General features: G+C 47.9%; 24 protein-coding genes. All 24 read left to right on the forward strand.

The annotated features are described in order from the left end of the window. The first annotated feature begins 186 nt into the window (after nt 1–186). The 24 genes from fusA to rpmD all read left to right on the forward strand — a co-directional run bounded on the left by fusA (nt 187) and on the right by rpmD (nt 18,105). Complete coding sequence (gene fusA / locus P2H89_RS24995) at nt 187–2,337, forward strand: elongation factor G (protein ID WP_275832158.1); 2,151 nt, start codon at nt 187–189, stop codon at nt 2,335–2,337. A gap of 240 nt (nt 2,338–2,577) precedes the next feature. Next, nucleotides 2,578–3,153, forward strand: a complete 576-nt coding sequence (locus tag P2H89_RS25000) for a hypothetical protein (RefSeq protein WP_275832160.1) — start codon at nt 2,578–2,580, stop codon at nt 3,151–3,153. 578 nt (nt 3,154–3,731) lie between these two features. Beyond that, a complete protein-coding gene (locus P2H89_RS25005) occupies nt 3,732–5,933 on the forward strand; it encodes a DPP IV N-terminal domain-containing protein (protein ID WP_275832162.1) in 2,202 nt (733 codons plus the stop codon). A gap of 480 nt (nt 5,934–6,413) precedes the next feature. Continuing rightward, nucleotides 6,414–7,205 carry a hypothetical protein gene (locus tag P2H89_RS25010; protein ID WP_275832164.1) on the forward strand — a complete coding sequence of 264 codons (792 nt, stop codon included), beginning with the start codon at nt 6,414–6,416 and terminating at the stop codon, nt 7,203–7,205. A gap of 353 nt (nt 7,206–7,558) precedes the next feature. After that, nucleotides 7,559–7,864, forward strand: a complete 306-nt coding sequence (gene rpsJ / locus P2H89_RS25015) for a 30S ribosomal protein S10 (RefSeq protein ID WP_014220852.1) — start codon at nt 7,559–7,561, stop codon at nt 7,862–7,864. Between the two features lie 409 nt (nt 7,865–8,273). After that, complete coding sequence (rplC, locus tag P2H89_RS25020) at nt 8,274–8,894, forward strand: 50S ribosomal protein L3 (RefSeq protein WP_275832175.1); 621 nt, start codon at nt 8,274–8,276, stop codon at nt 8,892–8,894. A gap of 62 nt (nt 8,895–8,956) precedes the next feature. After that, nucleotides 8,957–9,595 carry a 50S ribosomal protein L4 gene (gene rplD, locus P2H89_RS25025; protein WP_275832177.1) on the forward strand — a complete coding sequence of 213 codons (639 nt, stop codon included), beginning with the start codon at nt 8,957–8,959 and terminating at the stop codon, nt 9,593–9,595. Between the two features lie 71 nt (nt 9,596–9,666). After that, complete coding sequence (rplW, locus tag P2H89_RS25030) at nt 9,667–9,966, forward strand: 50S ribosomal protein L23 (protein WP_275832179.1); 300 nt, start codon at nt 9,667–9,669, stop codon at nt 9,964–9,966. Between the two features lie 101 nt (nt 9,967–10,067). Beyond that, on the forward strand, nt 10,068–10,907 hold the full coding sequence (gene rplB / locus P2H89_RS25035; protein WP_275832181.1) for a 50S ribosomal protein L2: 840 nt from the start codon (nt 10,068–10,070) through the stop codon (nt 10,905–10,907). A gap of 44 nt (nt 10,908–10,951) precedes the next feature. Next, complete coding sequence (gene rpsS / locus P2H89_RS25040) at nt 10,952–11,224, forward strand: 30S ribosomal protein S19 (RefSeq protein WP_275832183.1); 273 nt, start codon at nt 10,952–10,954, stop codon at nt 11,222–11,224. Nucleotides 11,225–11,303: 79 nt separating this feature from the next. Further along, the gene (gene rplV / locus P2H89_RS25045) at nt 11,304–11,651 is read left to right on the forward strand and encodes a 50S ribosomal protein L22 (protein ID WP_275832185.1); all 348 of its coding nucleotides are present in this window, start codon (nt 11,304–11,306) and stop codon (nt 11,649–11,651) included. A gap of 85 nt (nt 11,652–11,736) precedes the next feature. Next, nucleotides 11,737–12,597, forward strand: coding sequence for a 30S ribosomal protein S3 (gene rpsC / locus P2H89_RS25050; RefSeq protein ID WP_275832187.1), 861 nt, complete (start codon nt 11,737–11,739; stop codon nt 12,595–12,597). Between the two features lie 67 nt (nt 12,598–12,664). Next, nucleotides 12,665–13,084 carry a 50S ribosomal protein L16 gene (gene rplP / locus P2H89_RS25055; protein ID WP_275832189.1) on the forward strand — a complete coding sequence of 140 codons (420 nt, stop codon included), beginning with the start codon at nt 12,665–12,667 and terminating at the stop codon, nt 13,082–13,084. Between the two features lie 91 nt (nt 13,085–13,175). Next, entirely contained in the window at nt 13,176–13,385 is a 210-nt protein-coding gene (gene rpmC / locus P2H89_RS25060) for a 50S ribosomal protein L29 (RefSeq protein WP_275832191.1), read from the forward strand. Between the two features lie 104 nt (nt 13,386–13,489). Beyond that, nucleotides 13,490–13,747 (forward strand): 30S ribosomal protein S17, encoded by a 258-nt coding sequence (gene rpsQ / locus P2H89_RS25065; RefSeq protein WP_119051018.1) that lies wholly within the window; start codon nt 13,490–13,492, stop codon nt 13,745–13,747. Between the two features lie 102 nt (nt 13,748–13,849). Then, nucleotides 13,850–14,218 carry a 50S ribosomal protein L14 gene (gene rplN, locus P2H89_RS25070; RefSeq protein WP_167290996.1) on the forward strand — a complete coding sequence of 123 codons (369 nt, stop codon included), beginning with the start codon at nt 13,850–13,852 and terminating at the stop codon, nt 14,216–14,218. A gap of 105 nt (nt 14,219–14,323) precedes the next feature. Further along, the gene (gene rplX / locus P2H89_RS25075; protein WP_275832198.1) at nt 14,324–14,662 is read left to right on the forward strand and encodes a 50S ribosomal protein L24; all 339 of its coding nucleotides are present in this window, start codon (nt 14,324–14,326) and stop codon (nt 14,660–14,662) included. Between the two features lie 111 nt (nt 14,663–14,773). Then, entirely contained in the window at nt 14,774–15,337 is a 564-nt protein-coding gene (gene rplE, locus P2H89_RS25080) for a 50S ribosomal protein L5 (protein WP_275832200.1), read from the forward strand. A 100-nt stretch (nt 15,338–15,437) separates the two neighbouring features. Then, nucleotides 15,438–15,707 carry a 30S ribosomal protein S14 gene (gene rpsN / locus P2H89_RS25085; protein WP_275832202.1) on the forward strand — a complete coding sequence of 90 codons (270 nt, stop codon included), beginning with the start codon at nt 15,438–15,440 and terminating at the stop codon, nt 15,705–15,707. A 106-nt stretch (nt 15,708–15,813) separates the two neighbouring features. After that, a complete protein-coding gene (rpsH, locus tag P2H89_RS25090) occupies nt 15,814–16,212 on the forward strand; it encodes a 30S ribosomal protein S8 (RefSeq protein ID WP_275832203.1) in 399 nt (132 codons plus the stop codon). Nucleotides 16,213–16,335: 123 nt separating this feature from the next. Beyond that, nucleotides 16,336–16,890 (forward strand): 50S ribosomal protein L6, encoded by a 555-nt coding sequence (gene rplF, locus P2H89_RS25095; protein WP_275832205.1) that lies wholly within the window; start codon nt 16,336–16,338, stop codon nt 16,888–16,890. A gap of 51 nt (nt 16,891–16,941) precedes the next feature. Then, entirely contained in the window at nt 16,942–17,292 is a 351-nt protein-coding gene (gene rplR / locus P2H89_RS25100; protein ID WP_275832207.1) for a 50S ribosomal protein L18, read from the forward strand. A gap of 40 nt (nt 17,293–17,332) precedes the next feature. Continuing rightward, on the forward strand, nt 17,333–17,851 hold the full coding sequence (gene rpsE, locus P2H89_RS25105; protein WP_275832209.1) for a 30S ribosomal protein S5: 519 nt from the start codon (nt 17,333–17,335) through the stop codon (nt 17,849–17,851). Between the two features lie 74 nt (nt 17,852–17,925). Next, nucleotides 17,926–18,105 carry a 50S ribosomal protein L30 gene (gene rpmD / locus P2H89_RS25110; protein WP_345799378.1) on the forward strand — a complete coding sequence of 60 codons (180 nt, stop codon included), beginning with the start codon at nt 17,926–17,928 and terminating at the stop codon, nt 18,103–18,105. Nucleotides 18,106–18,173 lie beyond the last annotated feature (68 nt).

Genomic DNA, 18,173 nt, shown 5'->3' on the forward strand with positions numbered 1-18,173 from the left:
CTCCATACCCGATGTATGCAAAAAGGATGGCGGTAAACCTGCGGCAGGCACGGATTTGGCTGGTTTTCCACATTTAATCTTTTGTTCTCATCTATTCTGATTTTTACGGGAGAATTTGCATACCTTTGCGCACTTATTTTCAGGGAGTTCCCTGCACTACATTAAACAGAAAACAACAACAAAGTCATGGCAGACTTACGATTACAGAGAAACTTTGGTATTGCGGCACACATTGATGCCGGTAAAACCACTACTACGGAGCGTATCCTGCGCTACACCGGTATGATCCACAAAATTGGTGAGGTGCATGATGGCGCTGCTACCACCGACTGGATGGAGCAGGAAAAAGAAAGAGGTATCACCATTACCTCTGCTGCTGTTAGCTGCCAGTGGAATTTCCCTACCGTAAAAGGTAAGGCTGATGCTAACACTAAAAAATATTACTTCAACATTATTGATACTCCAGGTCACGTGGATTTCACTGTAGAGGTGGAGCGTTCTATGCGTGTACTGGACGGTCTGATCGCCCTGTTCTCTGCAGTTGATGGCGTTGAGCCTCAGTCTGAGACCGTTTGGCGCCAGGCTAACCGTTATAAAGTTCCCCGTATCGGTTTCGTTAACAAAATGGACCGTTCCGGTGCAGACTTCCTGATGGTAGTTAAGCAGGTGAAAGAAATGCTCGGTGCTAAAGCCGTTCCCCTGCAATTACCCATCGGTGCAGAAGACGACTTCAAGGGTGTGGTTGACCTCATCACCATGAAGGGTGTTATCTGGCACATGGAAACAGAAGGTATGACCTTCGATGAGATCCCTGTACCAGAAGATATGAAGGCTGAAGCAGAAGAGTGGAGGCAGAACCTGATCGAAGCTGTTGCCGAATACGACGACAAGCTGCTCGAGAAGTTCTTCGACAACCCGGCTTCAATCTCTGAAGAAGAAGTACACGAAGCGATCCGCAAAGCTACGATCGATCTGAGCATCGTTCCGATGATGTGCGGTTCTTCCTTCAAGAATAAGGGCGTACAAACTGCCCTCGACGCAGTTTGCCGTTACCTGCCTTCACCCGTTGATATCGATGATACCGTAGGTACCAACCCCGATACCGGCGAACAGGAAACACGTAAACCCGATCCCAAAGCGCCTTTCGCTGCATTGGCCTTCAAGATCATGACCGATCCTTTCGTAGGTCGTCTGGCATTCTTCCGGTGCTATAGCGGCCACCTCGATGCTGGTTCTTATGTATTGAACGTAAGAAGCGGTAAGAAAGAGCGTATCAGCCGTATCATGAAGATGTTTGCCAACAAGCAAAACCCCATCGACTTCATCGAAGCTGGTGATATCGGTGCAGCAGTTGGTTTCAAGGAAATCAAGACCGGTGATACCCTTTGCGACGAAGATCATCCCATCACACTCGAGAACATGTTCATCCCTGAGCCTGTGATCGCGATCGCCGTTGAGCCTAAAACACAGGCCGACGTTGATAAAATGGGTATGGCCATCGCCAAGCTGGTTGAAGAAGATCCTACACTCCGCGTTAATACCGATGAAGATACCGGTCAAACCATCCTCCGTGGTATGGGTGAGTTGCACCTCGAGATCATCATCGACCGTATGCGTCGTGAGTTCAAAGTAGAAGTTAACCAGGGTGCTCCCCAGGTTGCCTATAAAGAAGCGTTCCGCAAAACTGTTGAACACCGTGAAACACTGAAGAAACAAACCGGTGGTCGTGGTAAGTTCGCGGATATCGTATTCGAACTCGGACCTGCCGACGAAGAGTGGCTGACAGCAAACCCCAAAGAGAACCTGCAATTCGTGAATGATATCTTCGGTGGATCTATCCCCCGTGAGTTCATTCAGCCAATTCAGAAAGGATTCCAGTCTGCACTGGGTACCGGTGTACTGGCAAACTATCCTGTAGAGCACGTGAAGGTGCGGATCTTCGACGGTAGCTTCCACCAGGTTGACTCTGATGGTATGTCGTTCGAACTTTGCGCAAGAGCTGGTTTCCGTGAAGCCGGCCGCAAAGCACAACCCGTACTGCTCGAGCCTATCATGAAAGTAGAAGTTATCACACCCGACCAATACATGGGTGATGTAACTGGTGACTTGAACCGTCGTCGTGGTATGCTGGAAGGCATGGACAGCCGCGGTGGTGCACAGGTTATCAAGGCTAAAGTGCCTTTGAGCGAAATGTTCGGTTACGTAACGCAATTGCGTAGCTTGAGCTCTGGCCGTGCAACTTCTACCATGGAGTTCAGCCACTACTCTCCTGCACCCAACAACATCGCCGAAGAGGTGATCGCCAAGGTGAAAGGAAAGCTGAAAGTAAGCGAATAAGCTTTAAGTTTATATCTCATATAAGCCCCGCCGTTCGGCGGGGCTTTTTTTTATTGCCACATCTATGGCCCCCGGCTCGGGGGCCACCTGCTCCACCCATGCCTTTAGCCTTCCCCTCCCTGCACACTTACAGCCCGAAACTGCACAGTTATGGGCTCAATCTGCGCACTTATTGGTTTGTCCTTGTGTCGTCTGCGGCAAACCGTTAATTTGGTCAATAAACCCCTAAACTCTCCAAACATGCGAAAGCTAACGCTAATGCTATGCCTGTTCATGGCATCGTACACCCTCTCTGCGCAGGAATTCATGCACTCATTTGGCGGCAAGTATCTATTCTACGGTAATTCCGACGGCGTTACCGGCGGCGTTCTTCTGTACTCGCCTCGTCTTAACCTCAATGCGGAAGGAAACAGCACCTTGTCGATCGGCACTCACTTCGGTCTCGGCTTCAATGTATCGTCACGTTCCGACGAGGGAGGTGGCAGCAGCTCCTTCATCCTGGATCTGCCGCTGGTAGCCGAATACAATGTTGGCTTTGGTTCCACCTCCGACGCCGATGGATCATTTGGTGGATATGTAGGAGCCGGCTACGGCATTCACCGCGCCAGCATGAGTACCGCCTATGGAAGTGGCAGTGCCACCTTGCATGGCCCCGTATTTACCGGCGGTCTCCGTTTTCTCATCGGTTCGGTCGGAGCCTTTGAACTGGGAGCCAGCTACAACCTCGACCTTAAAACAAAAGTCAAGGAAGCCAAGTCGAATATATTCGGCATATCCGTTTCTTACATCTTTGGCTTTAGGGAAAGTGCTTTTTAGCATGGGCTGAAGATTGAATTGTTTTATGTACATGCATAGCCTATCTTGCATCAACGATCGCTGGCCCCCAAAGGCTTTTGATTTGTGCTGGCCCTACAGGCTGCAACTCTCCCCCAAGTGAATTCTAAAAGCAATGATGAACTCACGTGAAAGAGCCTCTCTCCGGAGAGGCTTTTTTATTCCTCATTAAAGCGACATTAAAACCAACAAGCCGATTAAACTTTCTTTTTTGGCATATGTCAAACAACCGCATCGCCGGCCCGGCCGTATGATGCATAAAGCGACAAGAATTATCGGATCAATGGATACACGCTCCCTGAACATGGGAAGCTAAGGTTAGCAGATCCCGGCACCGGCCGGGATTTTTCTTGTCCGGCTTACAGCAAACTAACCCGGCAGGCCATGGCAACCTGCGCCCTACGTCCACCTTCTCCGGATACTACACTAGGTAATGCTGGGAGCCAACCTGCTACTGCCACCATTCGGCGCCATCCGTCAATGAAGCAATAGGGTTGGTTAATCCTTGTTTACCCCATGTCGGGCTTTTCCGTTAATTTCCCGCCCTAAAAATCTACAGCATGAAATGTCAGTCGGCTTTCTTTTCAAGATGGCTAAGTGTTTGCCTGTGCCTCCTTTCCTTTCAGTTCCTGCAGGCCCAGGGGGGCGTTCGCTGGGCAAAGGATGGCAATAGCTATTACAGTGCCCAGGGAGGTGAATTGCTCCAGTTCGTACTTCCCAAAAACGAGAAAACGGTGTTATTGACCAAAGAACAGCTGACCCCGCAGGGACAAAGCCCGCTGGCATTCCGCAACTTCTCATTCTCTGAAGACGATACCAAAGTATTACTGTTCACGAATTCGAAGAAGGTTTGGCGCCTCTATACCCGGGGCGATTATTGGGTATATGACCGCACAGCCAAAACCCTGAAGCAGATCGGCAAGGGCCGCCCCGCTTCTTCCTTGATGTTTGCCAAGTTTTCGCCCGACGGCAGCAAAGTAGCTTACGTGAGCGAGTATAATATTTATGTAGAAGACCTGGCCTCCGGCGTCATAAAGAAACTTACCACCGATGGCAACCGTAAGCTCATCAACGGAACGTTCGACTGGGTATACGAAGAAGAGTTTTTCTGCCGTGATGGATTCCGCTGGAGCCCCGATAGCAAACAGATCGCCTACTGGCAGATCGATGCCAAGAATACGAAGGACTACCTGATGGTGAACAATACCGATTCCATCTATCCCTTTGCCGTGCCCGTTGAATACCCCGTAGCCGGCGAAGCGCCCTCTCCTTTCAAAATTGGCGTGGTCAATACCTCCACCGCGCAAACCCAGTGGATGTCGGTTCCCACCGACGCTGTTTGGCAGAGCTATGTGCCCCGCCTGGAATGGGCCGGAAACAGCAACGAATTGATACTCCAGCACCTCAACCGCAAGCAGAACGAAAGCAAGATACTTTTGTGCAATGCACAGACCGGTGCGGCCCAAACCATCTATACAGAAAAAGATTCGGCCTGGATCGATATCCAGCCACTTTGGGATAACGACTACATCTGGGGCGGATGGGATTGGCTGAATGGCGGTAAGGAGTTCATCTGGTCATCCGAAAAAGACGGCTGGCGACACCTTTACCGCGTGAGCCGCGATGGCAAGAAGGAAACCCTCATTACGGCCGGTAACTACGATGTCATGGAAATTACCTGCATCGATGAAAAGGGCGGTTTCCTGTACTTCATGGCATCGCCCGAAAATGCCACGCAAAAATTCCTGTACCGCACCAAGCTCGATGGAAAGGGTAAACCTGAAAGGCTGTCACCCGCCACCCAGCAGGGCACCCATGATTACGATGTATCGCCGAATGCAAAATATGCCCAGCATACTTTCACCAATTATTACACCCGGTACGCATCCGAGCTCATCTCCCTGGCCGACCACAAAGGACTCAATGGAGAGAACAAGGTAGGCGAGGCGGTAGCCCAGGCCAACAAAGCGGCATCGAAGGTCGAGTTCTTTAAAGTGACCACCTCCGAAGGCGTGGAAATGGACGCCTGGATGGTAAAACCCGACAACTTCGACGCTACAAAGAAATACCCCGTGGTGTTTTATGTGTACACAGAACCCTGGGGACAGAACGTAAAAGACCAGTTTGGGGTAGAGAACAATTTCCTGTACCAGGGCAGCATGGCCAAAGACGGCTACATCTATATCTCGATCGATAACCGCGGTACACCAGTGCCCAAAGGCCGTAACTGGCGTAAGGTGGTATATCGTAAGATCGGTCTGGTAAACATCCGCGATCAGGCGCTCGCCGCCACCGAGATCCTGAAATGGCCATTTGTCGACAGCAGCCGCGTGGCCGTATGGGGCTGGAGTGGTGGTGGATCAGCCACCCTTAACCTCATGTTCCAATATCCGGAGATCTATAAAACCGGTATTGCTGTGGCAGCCGTGGGCAACCAGCTTACTTACGACAATATCTATCAGGAGCGCTATATGGGACTGCCCCAGGAAAACCGTGAGGATTTCGTGAAAGGATCGCCCATTACGTATGCTAAGAACCTGAAAGGAAACCTGTTGTATATACATGGCACCGGCGATGACAACGTGCACTATAACAATGTGGAGATGCTGGTCAATGAGCTGGTGAAGCACAACCGCCAGTTTCAGTTGATGGCCTATCCCAACCGCACCCACAGCATCAGCGAAGGAGCCGGAACCTTCCAGCACTTATCGACCCTGTACACCAATTACCTGAAACAACATTGCCCTCCGGGAGGAAGGTAAATGGAGTCGGGTAGGAGGAACAAGCGCTTTACCTAAGCAGCCATAAATAATAATGATCGCCATCAGGCCGACCAGTACGACTGGCCGGCCTGATGTCTTTTTGTGCTTACCTGATCCCGGCGGAGGTAGCCAGATGTTTCGCTGTTGATTCGTTTATATCAGGTATTTGTCTCGTAGATATCCCGTCTCTTTAAGAGACGAGACATATACGGCACATCTAGGGGACATAGACGAGACATCTACGAGACATCTTAAAATGCCAGTAGGGTAGGGCTACTGGTGGCGCCCTGCTGCCGGCTTAAGGCCGGCGCGCCGCTCCCGGTTGCCGGACACCGGGCACCCGCGCGCGCAGCGGGCCAACCCAAGCTCCGTGAATCGAATGTTGCTGGAGCTCGGCGCCTGGGTGAAAGTCTTGGCAATTTGAATTTCCTTAACACAAGGCCTTGATCTTCTGTAGTAAATTGGTAGAAAACCCGATCTATGAAGTATATTCTACCCGCCCTGGCTACTGCTTTATTGTTTTCCTGCACCACCTACCAGGTGATGACCGTATCGAGTAAAGAAGCCGCTCAGCAGAATACCGCCGCCGAATTTGTGATTGACAATGACAGTCTGGAGCTGTGTTACAATTTCAATGGACACAATGGACCGATCAAAGTGAAGATCAGGAACAAACTGAACAAGCCAATCTATGTCGATTGGCAACGCTCGGCCTTAATAATCAATGGAATGGCTATTAGTTACGCCAATCAAAAAGTACCGATCAGCGGAGCCCTGTCGTCTACGTCACTGAATTGGACCCCCGACGTTTCCTCGAGCTTTGGGAGGTTCCATGGCACTGCGACCATCCCGCCTGAAATTGAATTCATTCCTCCACAGACCTTTGTGACCAAAGAACTGATCGGTATTACTAACAAAGGCATCCTGAACCTGCCCGAAAGCGCTTTTTCGAAGAAAAAGGTGCCGGCTATGGGCTCGATGTATGCGTCTATCAGGATGGCTTCTTTTTCGCCTGAGTCTACGCCGCTCGCTTTCAGCAGCTACCTCACTTTCATGGTGGGCGATACCCTGCCCAGGCCGATGGTTTACCAGCACAACTTTTATGTGTCGGAGCTTGTTAAAATGACCGATCCGCCACAGGTGTTAAACGGCGACAAGCGGGGCGACCGCTTTTATGTGGTGCAGGGAAATGCCGGCGATAGCATCACCTACGGCTACGGCGTGGTGGGCGGAAAGCCGGTATTACAGAAATATGCACGGGCGCTGCAATAATTTCCTGGGAGGAATGGGGTATCTATCGACCACGCCAGCACAACTGGAGCGAAAAGGAATGAATTACATTGTAATTAATTGAATAATAATCAATTATGCATAATTTAAGCCGATTTGCTTCTACATCTTCTTCGGCTAAGGCCGGCGGTAGTGGCGGGTATTAAATTGGCTTTCAGTATATTGCAGAAATGGAAATTCTCATGGGAAAAGCGGGTGCAAATGCCGGAAGGTGCAAAAGCGAACGGCAGACGCCAGATTTTTAGTGTGGGCATGCAAAATTTATCTTCAAATCTTTTGTAAGTAATCAAACTACACTTACCTTTGCATCCCCATTAGAAAAATGGGATAGAACTATGTCTCAACGAATCAGAATCAAATTACAGTCTTACGATCACAACCTGGTAGATAAATCTGCAGAGAAAATCGTAAAGACAGTGCGCAGCACCGGAGCGGTAGTAACAGGTCCTATTCCTTTACCTACCCGCAAAAAGATCTTTACCGTATTACGCTCTCCGCACGTGAATAAGAAGAGCCGTGAGCAGTTCCAGTTGTGTACGCACAAGCGTTTGCTGGATATTTATACTTCTTCCAGCCGTACGGTGGATGCCCTGAGCAAGCTCGACTTGCCTAGTGGTGTGGAAGTTGAGATCAAAGCATGATAAAAGCATTTGATGAACCCTGTCAGGGTTCTAAAATCCTGACAGGGTTTTTTCATATATAGCTACGTCAAGTAGTTAAGTTCTTTCAAGCCTATCTGTAAACTTTGTTGCCGTTGGTGACGAATAAAGCAGCGCTGGGTAAATAACAATTGAAAAAGCTGAAGGGGTGCAAGCCCTGACAGTCTCTATAAACAATAAATATGAACTGACCCTTCGAGGTTAGTTTACTATCGGTACTTCGAAGTCTGCGGCTTTCATGTAAGGTGAAAATAAGCAGATAATAAAAGAAAAGGTCGGTAGCAAACGGGGATTGAAGTTGCCATGGTTGTGCCTTCACTGTCCTCCCGGACAGCAGGTTTAGACAATCATACCGCAAATGTCTCTTAAACCGAGAAGGCAAAAACGAACAATGATGAAAGGAATTATTGGCAAAAAAATCGGGATGACCAGCATCTTCAGTCCTGATGGTAAACAAACTAGTGTTACCATCATCGAGGCAGGTCCCTGTGTTGTAACCCAGGTCAAAACAAAAGACACTGATGGTTACAGCGCTGTGCAGTTAGCATTCGGCGACAAGAAAGAAAAGCACACGACCGCTGCAGAAAAGAATCACTTCGCAAAGGCCAATACAGCCGCAAAAAAATTCGTAAAAGAGTTCCGTGATTATTCCATAGAGAAAGCTATTGGAGAATCAATCACCGTTGACATTTTCACTGAAGGTGAAAAAGTTGAGGTAGTTGGTACTACCAAGGGCAAGGGTTTCCAGGGTGTTGTGAAGCGCCATGGTTTCTCTGGTGTGGGTGAGCAGTCTCACGGTCAGCACGATCGTCAGCGCGCCCCCGGTTCTATCGGTAACTCATCTGATGCTTCCCGCGTATTCAAAGGTATGCGCATGGCAGGCAGAATGGGTCAGGACCGTGTGAAAGTTAAAGGATTGAAGGTGGTAAAGATTTTCCCCGACAAAAACTACATCCTGGTAAGCGGGTCTGTACCCGGTCATATCGGATCAATTGTATTAATTCAAAAATAACAACGTCGGGAAATTGATCAAGCCACGCGCCATCAACTTTCTGATCTGAAAAATAGCGTACAATGCAAGTAGATGTTTTAAATATAAGCGGAAAGAAAACAGGTCGCTCTGTAGAGTTGCCTGATGAGATCTTTGGTGCTGAGCCGAACGATCACGTGATCTACCTGGCTGTTAAGCAGTTTTTGGCTGCACAGCGTCAGGGTACCAGCAAAGTAAAGACCCGTCTTGAAGTGAAAGGTTCCAGCAAGAAGCTGCACCGCCAAAAGGGTACCGGTGGTTCCCGTAAAGGTAACCTGCGTAACCCCTTGTTCAAAGGTGGTGGTACAATCTTCGGACCTAAGCCCCGCGATTACGATTTCAAACTGAACCGTAAGGTGAAAGACCTGGCAAAGATCAGCGCTCTCTCTTACAAGGCTAAGGAAAATGCGATCGTAGTAATTGAAGATATCAACCTGGAAGCGCCCAAGACAAAGACTTTTGTAGGTGCGTTGAAAGCCCTGGGTATCGACAGCAAAAAATCATTGGTGATCCTGCCCGAGTACAACGACAACCTGTACCTGAGCCTGCGTAACGTGCCTAACGTAAATGGTGCACTGATCGCTGACGTTAACACTTATGATATCGTAAACTCCAATGTACTGGTGTTTACTGAAAGTGCTGCGAAGATCTTCGCTGATGACGAAGCTGAAGTAACTGCATAGTATATGCGGTTTATGAAAATGCTGCGGCATTTTCAGCTATACAAATTCTTAAATTTTCAAATTAGAGTTATATGAAACTCGCTGAAGTATTGATAAAGCCGATCGTAACCGAAAAGAGCAATAAGCTCACTGACAAGAGCAGGACTTATGCTTTCAAGGTTAGTCGCAAAGCCAATAAACTGGAGATCAAGAAAGCGGTAGAAGGATTTTACAGTGTGAATGTGATCGACGTTAACACCGTAGTGGTTCCAGGAAAGGCAAAGAGCCGTTTCACTAAGGCCGGATTCATTTCCGGTGTTAAGCCGGCTTTCAAAAAAGCGTACGTAACTGTAGCTGAAGGCGAAACCATCGACCTGTACGCTAACATTTAATGATTGCTCCGCTGAGGCGGAACGGTTATTAAAAAGAATGGCGCGTCAAACGCCGCAAAGGATTGACAAAACGATTTTTAACACAGAATAAGAATTAAAACATGGCACTGAAAAAGTATAAACCAATTACGGCCGGAACTCGCTGGAGAATTGGCAATGCATATGAAGAAGTGACAACGAATGTTCCTGAGAAAAGCCTGGTAGAAAAAGTAAAATCTACCGGTGGTCGTAACGTTCAGGGACGCCGCGCAATGCGCTACATCGGTGGCGGTCACAAGAAAATGTACCGTATCGTTGATTTCAAGAGAAACAAGAAAGACATCGAAGCTACTGTAGCTTCTATCGAATACGATCCGAATCGTACTGCTTTCATCGCACTGCTGAACTATGCAGACGGTGAGAAAAGATATATCATCGCTCCTCAGGGCTTACAGGTAGGTGCTACCGTTATCTCTGGTGATGCAGTTGCTCCCGAAATCGGTAATGCTCTTCAAATGAAGAACATGCCCCTCGGTACCAACATTCACAATATCGAAATGCAGCCTGGTCAGGGTGGCAAGCTGGTACGCAGTGCCGGTGCTTCTGCTCAATTGACCAACAAAGAAGAAAGATATGCTGTATTGAAGATGCCTTCTGGTGAACTGAGAAAGGTATTGATCAACTGCTTCGCTACCGTAGGTATCGTGAGCAATGGCGATCATAACCTGGAGATGAAGGGTAAGGCTGGCCGTAACCGTTGGAAAGGTATTCGTCCCCGCACTCGTGGTGTTGCGATGAACCCTGTAGATCACCCGATGGGTGGTGGTGAAGGTAGAGCTTCCGGTGGTCACCCACGTTCCAGAACTGGTAAGTACGCTAAGGGTCTGAAGACACGTACACGTGGCAAGGGAAGCGATAAGCTGATCATCCAACGTAAGAATGGTAAAAAATTAGCTAAATAATCAAACGCTGATTTTAAAACTTCAAATACTCAAATTAAGATAATATGGCTCGTTCGATTAAAAAAGGTCCTTATGTAGCTGCTAAACTGGAGCAGAGAGTATTGGCCGTAAACGAAGGCAAATCAAAGAAGGGTGTTATCAAAACCTGGAGCCGTCGTTCTACCATTACTCCGGACTTTGTAGGTCATACTTTCGCCGTTCACAACGGTAATAAATTCATCCCGGTTTACGTGACTGAATTTATGGTTGGCCACAAGCTGGGTGAGTTTGCGCCCACCCGCAACTTTAAAGGACACTCAAGTAAAAAAGTAGCATAATTAAACGGTAAAGAGGTCGGAGCCTGAAGTTCGCAAAACGGCTCCCGGCTCCGGACTCTGAACTTGAAAATTAATAAAAATGGAAGCAGTAGCTAAACTGAGAAATTATCCCACATCACCCCGCAGAATGCGTTTGCTGGCTGATGAGATCCGCGGTGTTGAAGTGGAGAAAGCCCTGGCTTTGCTGGAACACCATCCGCAACATTCCGCCACACCTTTGCTCAAGCTGTTGAAGAGTGCTATCAACAACTGGGAGCAGAAGAACGAAGGCAAGAGTGCTGCTGATGCACAACTGGTGGTGAAAACAATCTTCGTTGACGGTGCACGTACCCTGAAAAGGATGTTACCTGCTCCTCAGGGAAGGGCGTATCGCTTACGTAAACGTAGCAATCACGTAACCATCATCGTTGATTCGAAAACAAACTAAACAAGCGAAAAACCCGAATCCTGCAGATGGTTTAATCGGCAAGAGCTTCAGGTTTTCAAATATTCAAATTTTCAAATTCAAATAAATGGGTCAGAAATCAAATCCTATTGGTGCCAGGTTAGGGATCATCCGCGGTTGGGAATCTAACTGGTATGGTAACAAAAAAGATTTTTCTACCAAGTTGATCGAGGATAACAAGATCAGGACCTACCTGAATGCCCGTATCAACAAGGGTGGTATCTCGAAGATCGTTATTGAGCGTACGCTGAATAAACTGATCGTTACCATTCATACCTCTAAGCCCGGTATCATCATAGGTAAAGGCGGTGGCGAAGTAGACCGTATCAAGGAAGAGTTGAAGAAGCTGACTGGTAAAGAAGACGTTCAGATCAACATCCTCGAAATTCGCCGTCCCGAACTGGATGCCATGATCGTGGGTGACACAATTGCCCGCCAGATCGAAAACCGTATCAACTACAAACGTGCCATCAAGATGGCGATCGCTTCTGCGCTCCGTATGGGTGCCGAAGGTATCAAGATCAAGGTAAGCGGCCGTTTGGGTGGTGCTGAAATTGCCCGTACGGAAGAAATCAAACAAGGTCGTACACCTTTGCACACACTGCGTATGGATATCGATTACGCCAACGTGTTTGCACTGACTGTGTATGGTAAAATAGGTATCAAGGTATGGATCTGTAAAGGTGAAGTACTTGGTAAGCGTGACCTGAACCCCAACTTCGTTGGTGGCAAGAGCGATATTAGTGACCGCCGTGATAGAAGAGAAGGTGATGACCAGCGTGGTGGAGATCGTCGTGATGACCGCAGAGGTGGTGGTGGTGACCGTCGTGGTGGCGGTGGTGGTGATCGTCGCGGTGGCGGCGGTGGTGGTGACCGCAGAGGCGGTGGTGGCGGTGGATTCCGCGGTGGAAACAACAGAAGAGGTTAATTGGACACCGGTTTGTACCGGAGCTGAATTAAATCTTCAAATTATCAAATTTTCAAATTGTCAATAGATGTTACAGCCTAAAAGATCGAAACACAGGAAAGCGCAGAAAGGCCGCATCCGGGAAGTAGCAAAACGCGGTACGACCATCTCTTTTGGTTCTTTCGGTCTGAAAGCCCTCGAGCCAATCTGGTTGAATAACCGTCAGATCGAAGCTGCCCGTCAGGCGCTGACCCGTTCAATGAAACGTGAAGGTAATGTGTGGATCCGCATTTTCCCTGATAAGCCTATCACCCGCAAGCCTCTTGAAGTGCGTATGGGTAAAGGTAAAGGTAACCCCGAGTTCTGGGCTGCAGTAGTTGAACCAGGTCGTATCATTTTCGAATGCGACGGCGTAAGTGAAGCAACAGCAAAGCAAGCGCTCGAGCTGGCTGCACAGAAGCTGCCGATCAAGACCAAGTTCATCGTTCGCAGGGATTATCAAGCGTAAACACAGTAAGGTGATTATTTGAAAAGGAGAGGAGTGAACCGAAGCGTTGATTTTCAAATTTTCAAATTGCCAAACTTTCAAATTGTATATCATGTCTAAGAAAATTGATTTCGTAAAAAGCCTGAAAGATCTGAGTGAAGCTGATCTGAAAGCCAGGATCCAGGAAGACGAACTGCGCTTGAAGAAGCTGGAGTTTGCTCATGCTATCTCTCCTTTGGAGAACCCAATGAGCATCCGCGGCCTTCGCAAAGACCTCGCTCGCCTGAAAACCGAGTTGAAGCAGAAACAACAGGCTGTATAAAAGCTGTTAGCAGTTGGCTGTTGCAGTTGGCTGTATAAGGTACAAGAACAAACTATATAAGTTGAGCGCTAATAGCTGAGTGCTAAAAGCTAAAACCTAAAAAAATGTTAGATAGAAATTTGCGTAAAACAAGAACTGGTGTTGTTACCAGCAACAAGATGGCTAAGACTATCACTGTTGCTGTTGAAAGGAAAGTAAAGCACCCGATCTATGGTAAGTTCGTAAAGAAGACCACCAAGTTCCACGCTCATGATGAAAAGAATGAGTGCACGATTGGTGATGTGGTAAAGATCATGGAAACCCGCCCGCTGAGCAAAACTAAGCGTTGGAGACTGGTTGAAGTGGTAGAGAAGGCGAAGTAATCGGAAGAGCTGTGAGCTACGAGCTTGGTGCTACGAGCCACGGAAAAAATATAATTGTAATAATGCTCGAAGCTCGCAGCTAAGAGCTCAAAGCTTAACAAAATGATTCAGCAAGAAAGCAGATTAAACGTAGCTGATAATAGTGGTGCCAAAGAAGTATTGTGTATCCGCGTGCTGGGTAACAGCGGCCAGGATTACGCGAAGATCGGCGATAAAATTGTTGTTACCGTAAAGGATGCAATCCCTGCCGGTGGTATTAAGAAGGGTACCGTTACCAAAGCGGTTATCGTTCGCACGAAGAACAAGCTGCGTCGCAAAGACGGATCTTATATCCGTTTTGATGACAATGCAGTAGTACTGTTGAACGCTTCTGATGAGCCCCGTGGTACACGTATCTTCGGACCCGTTGCACGTGAACTGCGTGATAAAGGTTACATGAAGATCATCTCTCTGGCACCTGAGGTACTCTAGGAACAGCAACGAGCTACGAGCCCTGCGCTACGAGCCGTCTCTAAATAGAATTTTTATATCGCTATCAGCTCGCCGCTCGCAGCTCATAGCCCAAAGCTTAAAAAAATGAGCAATCGTTTTAAACCGAAGTTCAATATTAAAAAAGGCGACACCGTGGTAGTGATCACAGGTGACGATAAAGATGTTAAGAAAGCCCGCAAAGTGCTGGAAGTATTTCCAGACAAAGAAAGGGTGATCGTTGAAGGAGTGAACATCGTTACCCGCCACACTAAACCTTCTGCCCGCGATACCAAGGGTGGTTTGGTGAAGAAGGAAGCCCCCATCCACATCTCCAACGTGATGCTGTGGGATGCGAAGAAAGGCGAAGCTACCAAGGTAAAACGTACCCGCGAAAATGGTAAGCTGGTGCGTGTTTCCAAAGTATCCGGTGAAGTTATCAAGTAATTCCAACTGCGGCAACGGTCCTCAAAAGGGGGATACGGCCGGCAGTCATAGATAGATCATTGCAAAACGCTATTAGCCCGTAACCGCGGTTCATAGCAAAAGCTTTAAAAAATGAGCACAACAAAATATTCTCCGAGATTAGCAGACAAGTACAAAAAGGATGTTGTACCTGCACTGATGAAACGTTTCAGCTACGGTAGCATTATGCAGGTTCCCCGTTTGGAAAAGATCTGCCTGAACCGTGGTGTAAACGGTGCCGTAAGTGACAAGAAGCTGGTTGATGTGGCGGTTGATGAACTGACACAGATCACCGGTCAGAAAGCGGTAACCACTTTGTCTAAGAAAGATATCTCTAACTTCAAACTGCGTAAAGCGATGCCGATCGGCGCCCGCGTTACACTGCGTGGAGTTAAGATGTACGAATTCCTGGACAGGCTGATCGCTACTGCACTGCCCCGTGTTCGTGACTTCAAGGGTATCAGCGAGAAGGCTTTCGATGGCCGTGGTAACTACACCCTGGGTATCACTGAACAGATCATCTTCCCGGAGATCGATATCGATAAGGTAAACAAGATCACTGGTCTTGATATCACTTTCGTAACAACGGCTGGTACCAACGAAGAAGCTTTCGAGCTCCTGAAAGAACTGGGTATGCCGTTCAAGAAGAAAGACTAAGTACCTGCGGTACTTTCAACCGAAGTAAAAAATACAAATCCGGGATCGGGTTAGCACAGCAGCCAGGTTCCGACATTCAAAATTCGAATTTGTAATTATTATGGCAAAAGAGTCAGTTAAAGCCAGACAAAGGAAAAGAGAACGTATGGTAGCTCAGTATGCTGAAAAGCGTGCTGCTCTGAAAGCTGCCGGAGAATGGCAGGCATTGGATGAACTGCCCAAGAATTCTTCTTCAGTTCGTCTCAAGAACCGCTGCCAGTTGACCGGCCGTCCCAAGGGATATATCCGTTATTTCGGATTGTCTCGTGTAACGTTCCGTGAAATGGCCCTGAATGGCAAGATCCCGGGAGTACGTAAGGCTTCCTGGTAAGACACTGCTGCAGGATATGAGGTACGGTAACTATCAGTCCCGTATCGGTCCATCCTGTAGATTAGATTCAACTATATTTAGAACTGATACAACAACTTCTATAAAAATGGTAACAGATCCTATTGCAGATTTTCTGACCAGAGTTCGTAACGCACAAATGGCGGGCCACCGTATCGTTGAGATCCCGGCTTCTAACCTGAAAAAGCGTATTACAGAGATTCTGTACGATCAGGGCTACATCCTGAAATACAAATTTGAGGATGACAGCAAACAAGGTGTGATCAAGATCGCCTTGAAATATGATGCTCAATCTAAAGAACCTGCTATCAGGTCTCTGGAAAGAGTAAGCCGTCCCGGTCTGCGTCAGTATGCCAGCCCCGCTGAGTTCAAACGTGTGAAGAATGGTTTGGGCGTTGCTATCATCAGCACTTCTAAAGGAGTGATGACCGACAAGCAGGCAAAGGTGCAGAACGTAGGTGGCGAAGTACTTTGCTACGTATATTAATAGCGCGGGCCTCAGGCCCTCGCTATTCTCTATATAAAGTTCCTGATACATTAAGCCCTACCTATAGAGGCTGACCGGCCAGGAACAAACAAACAGAATCAGAAATTATTAAACTCATTTTTTATGTCTCGTATAGGTAAACAACCCGTCGTTCTGCCCAGTGGTGTTACTGCTGCCGTAGGTAAAGACAATGTGCTGACCGTAAAAGGTCCCAAAGGTGAATTGAAGCAAGCAATCGACCGTGATATCACTGTTGAAGTAAAGGACAACGCTGTTCTCTTCACTCGTCCTACCGACCAGATCCGCCACCGCGCTATGCACGGTTTGTACCGTGCGCTGGTAGCTAACCTGGTGAAGGGTGTTACAGAAGGTTACAAGAGAAACCTGGAGCTGGTGGGTGTAGGTTACAAAGCCTCTAATCAGGGCAACCTGCTCGACCTGTCGCTCGGTTACTCTCACAATATCATTTTCGAAATTCCCAAGGAATTGAAAGTGGCCACTTCTCAGGAAAAGGGTGAAAACCCCAAGATCATGCTGGAAGGCATCGATAAACAACTGATCGGTCAGGTAGCTGCAAAACTGCGTAGCCTGCGTAAGCCCGAGCCATACAAAGGAAAGGGTGTTAAATACGCTGGTGAAGTTATTCGTCGTAAAGCTGGTAAGGCTGCTGGTAAATAATTTGAAAATAGGCCGCCCGGCAGTATCGGGCGGCTCTTAAAATAAAGAGCAATGAATAAATTAGTTAAAAGACAGAAAATCCGCTACCGGATCCGTAAGAAAGTTGCCGGTACAGGTCAAAAACCCAGGCTCGCAGTTTTCAGGAGCAACACAGAAATCTATGTGCAACTGATTGACGATGTAACTGGTACTACACTGGCTGCGGCTTCTTCTAAGGATAAGGAAATTGCTGCTCAAAAAGTAACCAAAGTTGAAAAGAGCAAACTGGTAGGTGCTGCAATTGCCCGCAAGGCAACTGAACTGGGGCTTACTACTGTTGTTTTCGACCGTGGCGGTAACCTGTATCACGGCCGCGTGAAGAGCGTTGCTGATGGTGCCCGTGAAGGTGGTCTGCAATTCTAATCCCTAGCGTAATTACAATTAAAATCGTCAATTCGAAATAATGGCAAAAGTTAATTTAAACAGAGTTAAAGCCGGCGATCTTGAGCTGAAAGAGAAAGTGGTAGCCATCAACCGGGTGGTAAAAACCACTAAAGGTGGTCGTGCCTTCAGTTTTTCTGCCCTCGTAGTGGTAGGTAACGAAAATGGCGTGGTTGGTCATGGTCTCGGTAAAGCCAAAGAAGTACAGGAAGCTATTACCAAAGGCATTGAAGATGCCAAGAAGAACCTCATAAAAGTGCCCATCATGAAGGGTACCATTCCTCACGATCAGTGGGCGAAAGTTGGTGCTGCCAAAGTATTGATTAAGCCAGCCGCTCACGGTACTGGTGTGATCGCCGGAGGTAGCATGCGTTCAGTGCTGGAAAGTGCTGGTGTTACCGACGTATTGGCTAAATCACTCGGTTCTGCCAACCCGCACAACGTGGTAAAAGCTACATTTGCAGCTTTGGCCCTGTTGCGTGAGCCGGTTACTGTTGCCAAGCAACGTAAACTGAACCTGAAGAAAGTATTTAACGGATAACTATTGGCTGAAAGCCGGATGCCTGCAGCATTGCTGAAGACAGCCGGCCAATAGCTGATCATAATGATTATATCATGAGCAAGATTAAGATCACTTTAGTAAAGAGTGCTATTGACAGACCCGAGCGTCAGAAATTAACGCTCCAGGCGCTGGGCCTGAACAAGCTGCATGCTACCAAAGAAGTAGAAGCTACTCCGCAAATACTGGGTATGGTTCGTGCTGTAAACCACCTGGTAAAGGTAGAACAGGCTTAATGACACCCGGGACAGTAGCAGCAATGCGAATAGTCCCGGATGCATCAGTTGGATCCTTATTATCAATT

Origin of the sequence: Paraflavitalea sp. CAU 1676, assembly GCF_029223285.1 — a bacterium.
Classification (GTDB): domain Bacteria; phylum Bacteroidota; class Bacteroidia; order Chitinophagales; family Chitinophagaceae; genus Paraflavitalea.

Bases quoted from the DNA above. Each gene is read 5' to 3' on its own strand.
- fusA (WP_275832158.1), top strand. From the start codon at position 187: ATGGCAGACTTACGATTACAGAGAAACTTTGGTATTGCGGCACACATT.
- P2H89_RS25000 (WP_275832160.1), top strand. From the start codon at position 2,578: ATGCGAAAGCTAACGCTAATGCTATGCCTGTTCATGGCATCGTACACC.
- P2H89_RS25005 (WP_275832162.1), top strand. From the start codon at position 3,732: ATGAAATGTCAGTCGGCTTTCTTTTCAAGATGGCTAAGTGTTTGCCTG.
- P2H89_RS25010 (WP_275832164.1), top strand. From the start codon at position 6,414: ATGAAGTATATTCTACCCGCCCTGGCTACTGCTTTATTGTTTTCCTGC.
- rpsJ (WP_014220852.1), top strand. From the start codon at position 7,559: ATGTCTCAACGAATCAGAATCAAATTACAGTCTTACGATCACAACCTG.
- rplC (WP_275832175.1), top strand. From the start codon at position 8,274: ATGATGAAAGGAATTATTGGCAAAAAAATCGGGATGACCAGCATCTTC.
- rplD (WP_275832177.1), top strand. From the start codon at position 8,957: ATGCAAGTAGATGTTTTAAATATAAGCGGAAAGAAAACAGGTCGCTCT.
- rplW (WP_275832179.1), top strand. From the start codon at position 9,667: ATGAAACTCGCTGAAGTATTGATAAAGCCGATCGTAACCGAAAAGAGC.
- rplB (WP_275832181.1), top strand. From the start codon at position 10,068: ATGGCACTGAAAAAGTATAAACCAATTACGGCCGGAACTCGCTGGAGA.
- rpsS (WP_275832183.1), top strand. From the start codon at position 10,952: ATGGCTCGTTCGATTAAAAAAGGTCCTTATGTAGCTGCTAAACTGGAG.
- rplV (WP_275832185.1), top strand. From the start codon at position 11,304: ATGGAAGCAGTAGCTAAACTGAGAAATTATCCCACATCACCCCGCAGA.
- rpsC (WP_275832187.1), top strand. From the start codon at position 11,737: ATGGGTCAGAAATCAAATCCTATTGGTGCCAGGTTAGGGATCATCCGC.
- rplP (WP_275832189.1), top strand. From the start codon at position 12,665: ATGTTACAGCCTAAAAGATCGAAACACAGGAAAGCGCAGAAAGGCCGC.
- rpmC (WP_275832191.1), top strand. From the start codon at position 13,176: ATGTCTAAGAAAATTGATTTCGTAAAAAGCCTGAAAGATCTGAGTGAA.
- rpsQ (WP_119051018.1), top strand. From the start codon at position 13,490: ATGTTAGATAGAAATTTGCGTAAAACAAGAACTGGTGTTGTTACCAGC.
- rplN (WP_167290996.1), top strand. From the start codon at position 13,850: ATGATTCAGCAAGAAAGCAGATTAAACGTAGCTGATAATAGTGGTGCC.
- rplX (WP_275832198.1), top strand. From the start codon at position 14,324: ATGAGCAATCGTTTTAAACCGAAGTTCAATATTAAAAAAGGCGACACC.
- rplE (WP_275832200.1), top strand. From the start codon at position 14,774: ATGAGCACAACAAAATATTCTCCGAGATTAGCAGACAAGTACAAAAAG.
- rpsN (WP_275832202.1), top strand. From the start codon at position 15,438: ATGGCAAAAGAGTCAGTTAAAGCCAGACAAAGGAAAAGAGAACGTATG.
- rpsH (WP_275832203.1), top strand. From the start codon at position 15,814: ATGGTAACAGATCCTATTGCAGATTTTCTGACCAGAGTTCGTAACGCA.
- rplF (WP_275832205.1), top strand. From the start codon at position 16,336: ATGTCTCGTATAGGTAAACAACCCGTCGTTCTGCCCAGTGGTGTTACT.
- rplR (WP_275832207.1), top strand. From the start codon at position 16,942: ATGAATAAATTAGTTAAAAGACAGAAAATCCGCTACCGGATCCGTAAG.
- rpsE (WP_275832209.1), top strand. From the start codon at position 17,333: ATGGCAAAAGTTAATTTAAACAGAGTTAAAGCCGGCGATCTTGAGCTG.
- rpmD (WP_345799378.1), top strand. From the start codon at position 17,926: ATGAGCAAGATTAAGATCACTTTAGTAAAGAGTGCTATTGACAGACCC.